This window comes from Collinsella sp. LCP19S3_A6 (genome assembly GCF_052122015.1).
Classification (GTDB): Bacteria; Actinomycetota; Coriobacteriia; order Coriobacteriales; family Coriobacteriaceae; genus Collinsella.
On record NZ_JBQKDD010000014.1, the window covers coordinates 24,430 to 38,181 of the forward strand.

The window sequence follows — 13,752 nt, forward strand, 5'->3', positions numbered from 1 at the left end:
TAACGTGCTTTGCCGGCGCAGACCTACTCGTGGGTATGCCCTACGTAGTCCTCGTCGATCGTAATCTTGGCAATCGACTTGGGATATTCCGATTCGACCCTCTGGGCCAACGCGTGCTTGAGCTCATCGGCCCCCATGCCCAAATCCGAGGGACGCACGCAGTCAAAGATCACGTTAGTGTGCGTAGGACCCGGCACACAGCGCAGGTCATGAATCGAAAGGCGGCTATCGATCTGTTGGGCCATGGCGTGAATGCGCAAGCGCATGCTCGCCACCTTGGGGTCATCGGTCACGATGGGATCGTAGTGAAGCGTGACAATCATGTCGTCTTCGTCCCTAAATGCCTGTTCAATGTTATCGAGCGTGTCATGACTTTCCAGCGGGCTGGCCTCGGCCGCCATCTCGGCGTGAGCGCTTGCGAACTTCCTGCCCGGGCCGTAGTCGTGAACCATTAGGTCATGAACGCCCAAAACGCCAGGGTAGCTCATGATCTTGCCGCGAATATGTTCGACCAGCTTGGGATCGGGCGCCTGACCCAAAAGCGGGCTCACCGTATCCTGGATGAGCTCAAAACCGCTCCAGCCAATATAGGCGCCAACGGCAAGGCCGACCCAAGCATCAAGATTGATATGCGTCACCTGCGAAACAATTGCGCACGCTAACACGGCGCCTGTGGCAAGGACATCGTTCTTGGAATCCTGCGCGGTCGCATGCAGCGTCTCAGACTCAATACGGTCACCGAGCTTTTGGTTGAGGGCCGCCATCCACAGTTTAACAACCATCGAAAGCGCCAAGACTGCCACCAGGGCAAGCGAGAACTCGACGGGTTCGGGGTGGACGATGCGCTCAAACGAGGACTTCACCAGTTCGAGGCCGATGAGCAGCACGAGCGCCGCCACGACCAGACCCGAGAGATACTCGTAGCGGCCATGGCCGTAAGGATGCTCGGGGTCTGCCGGCTTGCCCGCCAGCTTAAAGCCAAGCACGCTCACGATGTTTGAGCTGGCATCGGACAGGTTGTTCATGGCGTCCGCCACAATCGAAACCGATCCCGACAGCACGCCAATTGCACCCTTCGCAGCGCATAGTGCCACATTAGCGAGAATACACACCACGCCCGTCAACGTGCCCACGCGCGCACGGTCGCCCTGCGCACGACGAACGATCCACTCGACCATCTATATCTGCCCCCAACAGTTTTACTCATACACCCGTTTATCGAATAGCTCAGTAGTGTAGACCCTTTACCCCATCGATACAAAAAAGGCCGCAACCCTTAGGGCTGCGGCCTTACAAATCGCACTATCGAGCAAAAAGCTTAGAGCTTGATGTCGATGTCGACGCCAGCGGGGAGGTCGAGACGCATAAGCGAATCAACGGTGCCCGAGGTGGGGTCGAGAATGTCGATGAGGCGCTTGTGGGTGCGCATCTCGAACTGCTCACGGGAGTCCTTGTCCTTGTGCGGCGAGCGGATAACCGTGTACAGGTTGCGCTCGGTGGGCAGGGGGACAGGACCGGAAACGCGAGCGCCGGTCTTCTGAGCGGTCTCGACAATGAGCTTCGCGGACTGATCGACGACCTCGTGATCATAGCCCTTGAGGCGAATGCGGATCTTCTGGGTAGCCAACTTAAACCTCCAAAGAGTGCGAGAGATGTTCTCGCGGATTACGTAACAGGGAGCTCGAACTTAGGCGTTCTTGCTCATGACCTCGTCCACGATGGACTTGGGCGCAGGCTCATAAGAGTCGAACTGCATCGTGTAGGATGCACGGCCCTGGGTCTGGGAGCGAAGGTCGGTAGCGTAACCGAACATCTCGCCCAGCGGCACCTTGGCACGGATGAGCTTGGTGTTCTTGCGATCCTCCATGCCCTCGATCTTGCCGCGGCGACCGGAGAGGTTGCCCATAACGTCGCCCATGTACTGCTCGGGGGTCTCGACCTCGACAGCCATGATCGGCTCGAGCAGCTGCGGATCGGACTTCTTGAGGGCGTCCTTGATAGCCATGGAACCGGCGATCTTGAAGGCGGCCTCGGAGGAGTCGACCTCGTGGTAAGAACCGTCGAACAGGGTGACCTTAACGTCGAGGACCGGGAAGCCGGCGATAACACCGGTGTTCAGGGCCTCCTGGATGCCCTTGTCGATGGACGGGATGTACTCCTTGGGCACGACGCCGCCGACGATAGCGTTGACGAACTCGTAGCCGAAGCCCTCCTCCATCTTCTCGAGCTTGATGACGGCGTGGCCGTACTGACCGCGACCGCCGGACTGACGGACGAACTTGCCCTCAGCCCTCTCGACGTCGTGACCAGCGGTCTCGCGGTAGGCAACCTGGGGCTTACCGACGTTAGCGTCAACCTTGAACTCACGGAGCAGACGGTCAACGATGATCTCGAGGTGCAGCTCGCCCATGCCGGCGATGATGGTCTGGCCGGTCTCGTGGTTGGTGGACACCGTGAAGGTCGGGTCCTCCTCGGCGAGCTTGGTCAGAGCCAGGGACATCTTGTCCTGCTCGGCCTTGGTCTTGGGCTCGATGGCAACGTCGATAACGGGCTTGGCGAACTCGATCTTCTCGAGGACGATCTCCTTGCCCTCGGCGCACAGGGTGTCACCGGTGGTGGAGTTCTTGAAGCCGACGCAGGCGACGATGTCACCGGCGCAAGCGTCGTCACGGTCGATACGCTCGGCGGCGTTCATCTCGAGGATGCGGCCGAGGCGCTCGCGCTGACCGTTGGAGGCGTTGACCACGTAGGAGCCGGACTCGGCGCGACCGGAGTAAACGCGGACGTAGGTGAGCTTACCGACGAACGGGTCGGTCATGATCTTAAAGACCAGGCCGGAGAAGGGCTCGTCGAAGGAGGGATGACGCACGATCTCCTCGCCGGTTTCCGGATCGGTACCGGTGACGGCCTCAACGTCGAGCGGGCTGGGCAGGTAGTCGACGACAGCGTCGAGCAGCTCCTGAACGCCCTTGTTCTTGTAGGCGGAGCCCACAAAGACGAGGTTAAGCTCGTTGGCCAGAACGCCCTTGCGCAGAGCAGCCTTGAGCTCCTCGACGGTGAAGTCCTCCTCCATGAGGATCTTCTCCATAAGCTCGTCGTCAAAGCTGGCAGCGGCGTCGAGGAGCTCCTCGCGCTTGGTGGCAGCGATGTCGGCGAACTCAGCCGGGATCTCGTCCATCGGCTCGGGGTAGGTCATGCCCTTCTCGTCGGCCTTGAAGTCCCATGCAGTCATGGTGACCAGGTCGATGACGCCCCAGAAGTTGTCCTCGGCGCCCATCGGGACCTGAGCGGCCACGGCGTTAGCGTCGAGACGATCCTTCATGGTCTCGATAGCGTTGAAGAAGTCAGCGCCCACGCGGTCATACTTGTTGATGAAGGCGATGCGGGGAACGTTGAAGGTAGAAGCCTGACGCCAAACAGTCTCAGACTGGGGCTGGACGCCGGCAACGGCGTCGAAGACGGCGACAGCGCCATCGAGGACGCGCAGGCAGCGCTCGACCTCGGCGGTGAAGTCAACGTGGCCCGGGGTGTCGATGATCTGGATGCGGTAGTCCTTACCGTCCTTGTTCCAGAAGCACGTGGTAGCAGCGGAGGTAATGGTTACGCCGCGCTCCTGCTCCTGAACCATCCAGTCCATGGTGGCAGCGCCCTCATGGACCTCACCGATCTTGTGGGTCTTACCGGTGTAGTAAAGAATACGCTCGGTCGTGGTGGTCTTACCGGCATCGATGTGGGCCATGATGCCGATGTTACGGGTATCGGAAAGCTTGTGCTTAGCCTTAGCCATGTTAGTTCCTTACCTTAACTTACCAACGATAGTGAGAGAACGCGCGGTTGGCCTCGGCCATCTTGAAGACGTCCTCACGCTTCTTGACGGAAGCGCCCAGGCCGTTGGAAGCGTCCAGAATCTCGTTTGCGAGACGCTCAGCCATGGTCTTCTCCTTGCGAGCGCGGGAGAAGTTGACGATCCAGCGGATGCCCAGAGCGGTGGAACGACGGGAGTTGACCTCCATCGGGACCTGATAGGTAGCGCCACCGACACGCTTGGGCTTAACCTCGAGCGTGGGCTTGACGTTGTCCATAGCCTTCTTGAAGGTAGCGAGAGCGTCGCCACCCTCGGACTTCTCGGCAACGATCTCGAAAGCGGTGTAAACGATGCGCTCAGCGGTGGCCTTCTTGCCGTCAAGAAGGACCTTGTTGATGAGCTGAGTCACCAGGCGGTTGTTGTAAACGGCGTCAGGCTGAACCTCACGACGATTAGCTGCTGCACGACGCGGCATGTGAAATCTCCTTAAGTGTCTACCGTGCGGCGCTTAGGCGGCACACGGCGAAAGTATCAAAACGTTATCTGGCTTATTTGGCCTTGGGGCGCTTAGCGCCGTACTTGGAACGGGCCTGCATACGGTTCTGGACCGGAGCAGCGTCGTAGGCGCCACGGATGACGTGATAACGGACACCAGGGAGGTCGCGAACACGACCGCCGCGGACGAGCACGATGGAGTGCTCCTGCAGGTTGTGGCCCTCACCCGGAATGTAAGCAGTAACTTCGATGCCGTTGACGAGGCGAACACGGGCAACCTTACGAAGCGCCGAGTTCGGCTTCTTGGGGCTCGTGGTGAAGACGCGGGTGCACACGCCGCGCTTCTGGGAGTTGTGCTGCAGAGCAGCGTTCTTGGACTTCTTGGGCGCGGAACGACGGCCCTGGCGAACCAGCTGGTTAATAGTAGGCAAAGCGTACTCCTTCTCGAATGATTCCAGCTTTCTGTAAAGTGCAACGGCTTGAATCGAGGGGTCAGCATCCCCCTACGAAACACGCAGTTCGATAGGATACGTGCCGTTAGCTGTGTCGTCAACAGACCACGCCGCCGGGCGTATCCTAAAATAGCCACATTTCCGCAAAGCCTACACAAAAGGAATCCCCTCCTGTGCGCGAGGGCGGATTTCCGGTCCGGGCGGCCCTGGGGTTAAGTTTGCTGCTCTACAGTCCTGGCTCGCACGGAGGCCACATTAAGTGGCCTCCGGCTCGTGCGGAACTCGCGACAAACTTAACCCCAGGGCCGCCCGGACCGGAAATCCGACGTACTCGTCGGGGCAACGTTCCTCAACAAAAAAAGACCCGCTCCCCTGTTGGGGAGCGGGTCTTTGGAAGGGCGGTTAACGTACTGGGAAATTACTCCCCGTCGTTGTCCTTGGCCTCTTCGGCATCGTCGGTGTCCACGAGCTGGTTGAGCAGCTCGTCGAGGGAAGCCATGTCCTCGTTGATGGCACCGTTGGCGGAAGCCTTCTTGTCGTCGATCGGGGCGCCCAGGAGCTCCTCGTCGGCATCGGCGTGATGCGTCGGAGCGGAGGTGCCCAGCAGGATGTCGTCCGGACCGTCGGGGCTAAAGACCATCTGCAGCAGCTGCGAGAGGTCTTCCTCGTCGGCAACGTCGTCGTTGTTCTCGAGGATGTAGAGCAGGTCGTGGGCCTCGAGGCCGTCACGGAGCTCCTCGATCGCCTTGGCACCGATGCCATCGATGCGCAGCAGATCCTCCTCGGACTTGCCAACCAGGTCGCCGACCGTCTCGATGCCGACCTCGCTGAACTTGTTGGTCCAGCGCTGCGACACGCCCAGGTCGTCGAACAGGTACAGGCGAGCCTTCTCGGCGGAGATGGTGTGGCCGTTGCGGGTGAACGAACCGTCGGCACCGCCAAACTCGTCGTAGCCGGCCCAGTCGAGCTGCTGTGGGAGCCGCTCGTCCAGGTCCTTGAGCTCCACGGGAGCCCACTCGGGCAGCGACTTGGCGTTGGGCGAAGCCGGACCATCGATGTCCACATAGCCGTCGGCCGTGCGATACGTCAGCTTGGCGTTAGCGTACGGCTTGAGGCCGGTACCAGCCGGGATCTTCTTACCGACGATGACGTTGGACTTAAGGTCGAGCAGGTGGTCGACCTTGCCCTCAATAGCAGCCTCGGTAAGGACGCCGGCGGTACGGATGAACGAAGCGCTCGACAGCCAGGAGTCGATGTTGGACGCAACCTTGAGCGTACCCAAGATGACGGGCTCAGCCACGGGAGCCTGACCGCCCAGACGGGCAACGCGCTCGACCTCGTCGGCGAACTCGTAGCGGTCGACGTACTGACCAAGCAGGTACTTGGAGTCGCCGGGGTTGGTGATCTGAACGCGACGCAGCATCTGACGTGCGAGCACCTCGATGTGCTTGTCGTTCAGGTCGACGCCCTGGCTGGTGTAGACGTCCTTGACGCTCTCGACGAAGGTGTGCATCGTCGACTCGATGTCGGTCAGCTTGCGCAGGTTGCGGAAGTTGACGAAGCCCTTGGTGATCTGGTCGCCGGCGCGAACCTCGCAGCCGTCCTCGATCTCGGGCATAAAGCGCACCGAAGCGGGAACGCGACGCTCGTCGAGGACACGGGTGTGATCCTCGGAGTCGGTGAGCGTCAGCACGTACTCGGACTTCTCGGGCTTAATCGAGAGGTGGCCGGAGTACGGAGCCAGCTCGGCCTCGCGACCCAGGATCTTCTCGTTGACGTTGCCGACGATATCGAACATACGGCTGACCGTAGGCAGACCCTGCGTAATATCGTCGACGCCAGCGACGCCGCCGGAGTGAATGGTACGCATCGTAAGCTGCGTACCGGGCTCGCCGATGGACTGGGCGGCAATAATGCCGACTGCGGTACCGATGGCGACCGGACGACGGGTGGAAAGATCCCAGCCGTAGCACTTCTGGCACACGCCGTACTTGGAGCGGCAGGTGAGCAGCGCGCGAAGCTTGACCTTCTTAAGGCCCGCATCGACCATCTTCTGGATGTCGGCGACCTTCTCGATATAGCCGTCCTGCTCAAAGAGCACGGTGCCATCGGGAGCCACGACGTCCTCAATAAAGCAACGGCCGACAAGATCGGTGTTGAGGTCGGTGGTGCCGGGAATGATGAGGTTGTAGGTGACGCCCTCGTGCGTACCGCAGTCCTCCTCGCGGACGATGACGTCCTGGGCCACGTCGACCAGACGACGGGTCAGGTAGCCAGAGTCCGAGGTGTGGGATGCGGTATCGACCAGGCCCTTACGGGCGCCGTAGGTCGAAATGAAGTACTCGAGCGGCAGCAGGCCCTCGCGGAAGTTCGCCTTAATGGGAAGGTCGATCGTCTCGCCGGACATATCTGCCATCAGGCCACGCATGCCGCCGAGCTGACGCAGCTGGGTCTTAGAACCACGGGCGCCGGAGTCGGCCATCATGTACAGCGGGTTCTCCTCGTCGAACATGTCGAGCATGAGCGCTGCGACCTTATCGGTACAAGCGGTCCACTCGTTAACGACTTCGATGTGGCGCTCCGTCTCGTTGATGAAGCCCTCCTCGAAGTACTCGTTGATCTGGTCGACGTTGGCCTGGGCGCGGTCGAGCAGCTCCTGCTTCTCGGCAGGGATGAGAGCGTCCCACACCGAGATGGTGAGGCCGGCGCGGGTAGCGTAGTGGAAGCCGGAGTACTTGATAGAGTCGAGGATCGGGCCGACCTTGGCCTCGGGGTAACGATCGCAGCAGTCGGCAACCAGCTTGGCCACATCGCCCTTGACCATCTTGTAGTTCATGAACTCGTAGTCTTCGGGCAGGCACTGGCGGTTGAAGATGATGCGGCCGATAGAAGTCTCGAAGCGTGCGGTCTTGTTACCGGTGACATCGTAGTCGACGAACTCGTTCTTGCCGTTCTTGACGCGGAAGATACGGGTACCGTCCTCGTTGATGACGTTGGCGTTCTCGGCGGACACGCGGACCTGAATCTTGGCCTGCATGTCGACTTCGGAGCGGCAGTCATAGGCGTGCAGCGCGTCGTCGAAGCTCGAGAACACGTGGTTCTCGCCCGGCAGACCGTCGCGGACCTGGGTCAGGTAGTACACACCAATGATCATGTCCTGCGAGGGGATGTTGACCGGCTTGCCGGATGCCGGCGAGCGCAGGTTGTTCGCAGAGAGCATGAGCACGCGGGCCTCGGCCTGAGCCTGGCTGGACAGCGGCACGTGGACAGACATCTGGTCGCCGTCGAAGTCGGCGTTGAAGGGCGCGCAGACCAGCGGGTGCAGGTGGATAGCCTTGCCCTCGACCAGCACCGGCTCAAAGGCCTGGATGGACAGACGGTGCAGGGTCGGTGCACGGTTGAGCAGCACGACACGGCCGTCGATGACCTCTTCGAGGATGTCCCACACAAAGGTGGCACCGCGGTCGATAGCGCGCTTGGCGCCCTTGATGTTCTCGACCTTGCCAAGCTCGACCAGGCGCTTCATGACGAAGGGCTTGAAGAGCTCCAGCGCCATGGTCTTGGGCAGACCGCACTGGTGCAGCAGCAACTTGGGGTCGGTAACGATTACCGAACGTCCGGAGTAGTCGACACGCTTGCCCAGCAGGTTCTGGCGGAAACGGCCCTGCTTGCCCTTGAGGGCCTCGGCGAGCGACTTAAGCGGGCGACCACCACGGCCAGAGACCGGGCGCCCACGGCGGCCGTTGTCGAACAGGGCGTCCACGGACTCCTGGAGCATGCGCTTCTCGTTGTTCACGATGATCGCAGGGGCGTCCAGGTCGAGCAGGCGCTTGAGTCGGTTGTTACGGTTGATCACGCGACGATACAGGTCGTTGAGGTCGGACGCGGCGAAGCGGCCGCCATCGAGCTGGACCATCGGGCGCAGATCGGGCGGAATGACCGGGATGACATCCAGAATCATGTTCGCGGGGCTGTTGCCGCCCTTCAGGAAGGCGTCAACGACCTCGAGGCGCTTGACGGCCTTCTCGCGCTTCTGCTTCTGGGAGTCCTCGTCGGCGATGATGGCCTTGAGCTTCTCGGCCTCGGAGGGGAGGTCGATGGCAGCGAGCAGGTCGCGGACGGCCTCGGCACCCATGCCACCCTTGAAGTACATGGAGTAGTAACGGGTCATCTCGCGGAACAGCGGCTCATCGGAGATGAGGTCGCGCTCGGTGAGCTTCATGAAGGCGTTGAAGGCGTCCGTGCGGAGCTGCTTCTCGTCCTTGCACTCTTCCTCGATGTCGACGATGCCGGAGGCGATCTCCTCGGGGGTCAGCGGCTCCTCGTCGGAGAACTCGTCAAAGTTCTCGGGGTTGCCCTGCTCCTTGAGGGACTCGATCTGGCGGGCGCACTCGGCGTCGATCTCTTCCAGATCGGCGGCGAGCTCCTCACGCAGGTCGTCAGCGTCGGCCTCGCGAGCCTCGTAGTCGACCTCGGTGATGATGTAGCTGGCAAAGTACAGAACCTTCTCGAGGTCCTTGGACTTGATGTCGAGCATACGGCTCATCGGGAAGCTCGTGGGGCTCTTGAAGTACCAGATGTGGGACACGGGAGCGGCGAGCTCGATATGGCCCATGCGGTCGCGACGCACCTTGGCCGAGGTGACCTCGACGCCGCAGCGCTCGCAGACGATGCCCTTAAAGCGGATGCCCTTGTACTTGCCGCAGGAGCACTCCCAGTCCTTGGCGGGACCGAAGATCTTCTCGCAGAACAGGCCGTCCTTCTCGGGCTTGAGGGTACGGTAATTGATGGTCTCCGGCTTCTTGACCTCACCGTGCGACCAGGAACGGATCTGGTCGGCGGAGGCAAGGGAGATCTTTACCGAGTCAAATTCAGTAGCTTCGAAATCTGCCACAGTCAACTACTCCTTATCAGTGGTCGTGGCGGCGACAGCCTCAGGTGCCTCGGCGGTCTCGGCATCCTGGGCCTCGACGTCGGCGTCAACGCCGGCGAGCGCAGCCAGGTCATCGAGGGCAGAGGTTTCCTCGGCGGTCACGGGGGCGGAGGCGTCCTCGTCGGCATCGCGCATGGGCTCGATGTCCAGTGCGAGGGAACGGATCTCCTTGACGAGAACCTTGAAGGACTCGGGGATACCCGGAACCGGGACGTTCTCGCCCTTGACGATGGACTCGTAGGTCTTGACGCGGCCCACGGTATCGTCGGACTTGACGGTCAGGATCTCCTGCAGGACGTTGGAAGCACCGTATGCGTACAGTGCCCAAACTTCCATCTCGCCGAAGCGCTGGCCGCCGAACTGGGCCTTGCCGCCCAGCGGCTGCTGGGTAACCAAGCTGTAAGGGCCAGTCGAACGGGCGTGGATCTTGTCGTCGACCATGTGACCGAGCTTGAGGATGTAGGACGTACCCACGGTAATGGGCTCGCGGAACTCCTCGCCGGTACGGCCGTCAAACAGGCGGGTCTTTCCGCGCTCGTCAAGCTGGGTGACAAACTCGGGGCGCATGTGATCGCCAAAGGCAGCGGTGGCCTTGTTGAGCATATTCTTGTTGGCACGACGGATGACCTCGGCGATCTCGTCCTCCTTGGCGCCGTCGAAGACGGGCGTCGCGGTAAAGAACGGACCGGGGACGTACTTGTCGGAATCGGCATCCTCGGTATCCCAACCGCAGGCAGCAGCCCAGCCAAGGTGGCACTCGAGCAGCTGGCCGACGTTCATACGCGAAGGAACGCCCAGCGGGTTGAGGATAACGTCGATCGGGGTACCGTCAGCCATGTAGGGCATGTCCTCGACCGGCAGAACGTTACAGATAACACCCTTGTTGCCGTGGCGGCCGGCAATCTTATCGCCCTGCTGGATCTTACGGCGCTGGGCGACGTAGACGCGCACCTGCTCGTTGACGCCGGGGGCCAGGTCGTCGCCGTTCTCGCGGCTAAAGCGGACGACGTCGATGACGCGGCCGTAAGCGCCGTGAGGCATCTTAAGGGAAGTGTCGCGAACGTCGTGAGCCTTGGCACCGAAGATGGCGCGCAGCAGGCGCTCCTCGGCAGTCAGAGCGCTCTCGCCCTTAGGGGTAACCTTGCCGACCAGGATGTCGCCAGGGCCGACCTCAGCGCCGATGCGGATGATGCCGTCCTCATCGAGGTTGGCAAGCATGTCCTCGGAGAGGTTCGGGATCTCGCGAGTGATCTCCTCGGGGCCGAGCTTGGTATCGCGGGCGTCGATCTCGTGACGGGTGATGTTGATGGTCGTCAGCAGGTCCTCGGCCACCAGGCGCTCGGACACGACGATACCGTCCTCGTAGTTGAAGCCTTCCCACGGCATGTAGGCCACGGTGAGGTTCTGGCCCAGTGCGAGCTCGCCGTGATCGGTCGAAGGACCGTCGGCCAGAGGCTCACCCTGCTCAACGGTGTCGCCGACGCGCACGAGCGGGCGGTGGTTGATGCAGGTGGACTGGTTGGAGCGCTGGTACTTGGCCAGGTGGTACTCGTCCATGCCGCCGGCATGCTTGACGATAATCTTGGAGGCGTCGGCAAAGATGACCTCGCCGGCGTTCTTGGCCAGGGTGACCTCGCCAGAGTCCAGGGCGGCGCGACGCTCCATGCCGGTACCGACATAGGGAGCGGCGGGGTGAACCAGCGGCACGGCCTGACGCTGCATGTTGGCGCCCATGAGCGTACGCTTAGCGTCGTCGTGCTCGAGGAACGGGATCAGCGTGGCTGCGACGGAGAGCATCTGGCGCGGCGAGACGTCCATGTAGTCGACGTCCTCGACGGGCACGTCGGCGGGAGCGCCGAAGGAGCCGTCGAAGTCGCGGGTACGGGCGATCACGGAATGCGGACGGACGATCTTGCCCTCGGCATCGGTCGTGATGAACTCGTTGGTCTTGGGATCGAGCGGCGTGTTGGCCGGCGCGATAACGTGCTTCTCTTCCTCGTCAGCGGTCATCCAGTCGATCTGGTCGGTGGCAACGCCGTTCTCGACGCGGCGGAACGGGGCCTCGATGAAGCCATACTCGTTGACGCGGGCGTAGAGGGCAAGCGAGCCGATCAGGCCGATGTTGGGGCCTTCGGGGGTCTCGATCGGGCACATGCGGCTGTAGTGCGAGTTGTGAACGTCGCGGACGGCCGTCGGCACGTTGGTGCGGCGGCTGGAGCCCGACTTGTGGCCGGCAAGACCGCCAGGGCCGAGTGCGGACAGACGGCGCTTGTGGGTCAGACCGGTCAGGGGGTTCGCCTGGTCCATGAACTGCGAGAGCTGCGAGGAACCGAAGAACTCCTTGATGGAGGCCACGATCGGGCGGATGTTGATGAGCGACTGCGGGGTAATCTCGTCGATGTCCTGGGAGCTCATGCGCTCACGGACGACGCGCTCCATACGGCTCATGCCGATACGGAACTGGTTGGCGACGAGCTCGCCGACGGTGCGGATACGGCGGTTGCCAAAGTGGTCGATGTCGTCAACCTTGAAGCCCTGCTCGCCGGCAGCGAGGGACAGAAGGTAGCGCAGCGTAGCGACGATATCCTCGTCGGTGAGCACCGTGAACTCTTCCTCGGTAGTGAGGTTGAGCTTCTTGTTGACCTTGTAGCGACCGACGCGGGCCAGGTCGTAGCGCTGCGGGTTGAAGAGCAGGCCCTCGAGCAGGCTGCGGGAAGCATCCACGGTGGGAGGCTCGCCCGGGCGCAGGCGACGGTAGATCTCGATAAGAGCATCCTCGCGGGTAAGGGCGGTATCGCGCTCGAGGGTGCGCTTGATCACATCGGAGTTGCCGAGCAGCTCGATGATGTCGTCGTTGGTGACGGCGATGCCAAGGGCGCGCAGGAACATCGTGGCGCTCTGCTTGCGCTTACGGTCGATGGAGACCATGAGCTGGTCGCGCTTGTCGACCTCAAACTCAAGCCAGGCACCGCGGGACGGGATGATCTGAGCCTTGTAGATCTGCTTGCCCGAATCCATCTCGGAGCTGAAGTACACGCCCGGGGAACGGACGAGCTGCGAGACGACGATACGCTCGGTACCGTTGATGATGAAGGTGCCCTGATCGGTCATCATGGGGAAGTCGCCCATAAAGACGAGCTGCTCCTTGATCTCGCCGGTCTCCTTGTTGGTGAGACGGACGTCGGTCAGAAGCGGAGCCTGATAGGTCATATCCTTCTCGCGGCACTCCTCGACGGTGTGCGCGGGGTCGCCAAACTGATGCTCGCCGAAGGTAACCTCGAGAACATGGTTCTGGCTCTGGATGGGGCTGGATTCCTTAAACGCCTCACGAAGGCCCTCGTCCTTAAAACGCTCAAAGGATTCCCTTTGAACAGAGATAAGGTTGGGGAGCTCCATGGCCTCCGGGATTTTCCCGAAGCTGACGCGCTTGCGCTCAGTGGCAGTGTATGCGTAGGTCACCAGGTTTTTCCTCCTTCACGGAAATGCTCGGTGGGTTGGCGAGGCATAGCTTCGCCAGTTATCGCAACCTAATAGTTTATCAGGTACCGACCGTTGGGCAAGAAAAGCCTTGACGCGATTGAGTTTTTGGAGTAGCAAAGTTTTTTGACAGAAAATGCGCAGGTAGATTGGTATGCATCGAACACCTGTTCATATATTTTCTGTGAACAGAGTTGCTGATGCGCGTCGCTGAATGGCGGAATGGCGGCGAAGGCTGATCGGGCGGAAACTGCGTCCCGTTTTGAGGCCTCAAACTGGGTCGTAGTTTCCGATTGAGCCCTGTTTGGGAAACTGTATCCCGTCCTGAGCCGGGGACTGCGGACGATTTCTTGGACCGTTACGCGGCCCTTCCCAGCGCGGCGCGGAACTCGGCCGGCGTGCGGCCGCCGAGCGCATCGCTGCGCCTCTCCGTATTGTATCGGCCGATCCAGCCCCCGAGCTCCTCGATGAAGCGGGCGGGGGTCCAGCCCGACCAGTCCCTGCCGTGCCAGAACTCCCTCTCGAGCAGGCCGAAGAAGCCCTCCATCGCCGCGTTGTCCGGGCTGCAGCCCTTGGCGGACATGCTCCTG

General features: G+C 61.5%; 8 protein-coding genes. All 8 read right to left on the reverse strand.

Annotated features, from left to right (window positions below; all coding sequences use genetic code 11):
• Nucleotides 1–23: 23 nt before the first annotated feature.
• Nucleotides 24–1,178 (reverse strand): cation diffusion facilitator family transporter, encoded by a 1,155-nt coding sequence (locus tag ACTQVX_RS08215; protein ID WP_441560841.1) that lies wholly within the window; start codon nucleotides 1,176–1,178, stop codon nucleotides 24–26.
• Nucleotides 1,179–1,318: 140 nt separating this feature from the next.
• Nucleotides 1,319–1,627, reverse strand: coding sequence for a 30S ribosomal protein S10 (gene rpsJ, locus ACTQVX_RS08220; protein ID WP_427717612.1), 309 nt, complete (start codon nucleotides 1,625–1,627; stop codon nucleotides 1,319–1,321).
• 60 nt (nucleotides 1,628–1,687) lie between these two features.
• Nucleotides 1,688–3,787, reverse strand: a complete 2,100-nt coding sequence (gene fusA, locus ACTQVX_RS08225) for an elongation factor G (RefSeq protein WP_154514697.1) — start codon at nucleotides 3,785–3,787, stop codon at nucleotides 1,688–1,690.
• Between the two features lie 19 nt (nucleotides 3,788–3,806).
• Entirely contained in the window at nucleotides 3,807–4,280 is a 474-nt protein-coding gene (gene rpsG / locus ACTQVX_RS08230; protein WP_006235013.1) for a 30S ribosomal protein S7, read from the reverse strand.
• A 73-nt stretch (nucleotides 4,281–4,353) separates the two neighbouring features.
• Nucleotides 4,354–4,731, reverse strand: a complete 378-nt coding sequence (gene rpsL, locus ACTQVX_RS08235; RefSeq protein WP_154514699.1) for a 30S ribosomal protein S12 — start codon at nucleotides 4,729–4,731, stop codon at nucleotides 4,354–4,356.
• A 439-nt stretch (nucleotides 4,732–5,170) separates the two neighbouring features.
• Nucleotides 5,171–9,646 (reverse strand): DNA-directed RNA polymerase subunit beta', encoded by a 4,476-nt coding sequence (locus tag ACTQVX_RS08240; RefSeq protein WP_370450532.1) that lies wholly within the window; start codon nucleotides 9,644–9,646, stop codon nucleotides 5,171–5,173.
• 6 nt (nucleotides 9,647–9,652) lie between these two features.
• Nucleotides 9,653–13,081, reverse strand: coding sequence for a DNA-directed RNA polymerase subunit beta (rpoB, locus tag ACTQVX_RS08245; protein ID WP_441033108.1), 3,429 nt, complete (start codon nucleotides 13,079–13,081; stop codon nucleotides 9,653–9,655).
• 439 nt (nucleotides 13,082–13,520) lie between these two features.
• Nucleotides 13,521–13,752 (reverse strand): IS3 family transposase (locus ACTQVX_RS08250; protein WP_441560843.1); only part of this gene is annotated, 232 nt, incomplete at its 5' end.

Excerpts from the sequence above, each read along its gene's own strand:
- ACTQVX_RS08215 (WP_441560841.1), bottom strand. The coding sequence starts at position 1,178 with ATGGTCGAGTGGATCGTTCGTCGTGCGCAGGGCGACCGTGCGCGCGTG.
- fusA (WP_154514697.1), bottom strand. The coding sequence starts at position 3,787 with ATGGCTAAGGCTAAGCACAAGCTTTCCGATACCCGTAACATCGGCATC.
- rpoB (WP_441033108.1), bottom strand. The coding sequence starts at position 13,081 with ATGGAGCTCCCCAACCTTATCTCTGTTCAAAGGGAATCCTTTGAGCGT.
- rpsG (WP_006235013.1), bottom strand. The coding sequence starts at position 4,280 with ATGCCGCGTCGTGCAGCAGCTAATCGTCGTGAGGTTCAGCCTGACGCC.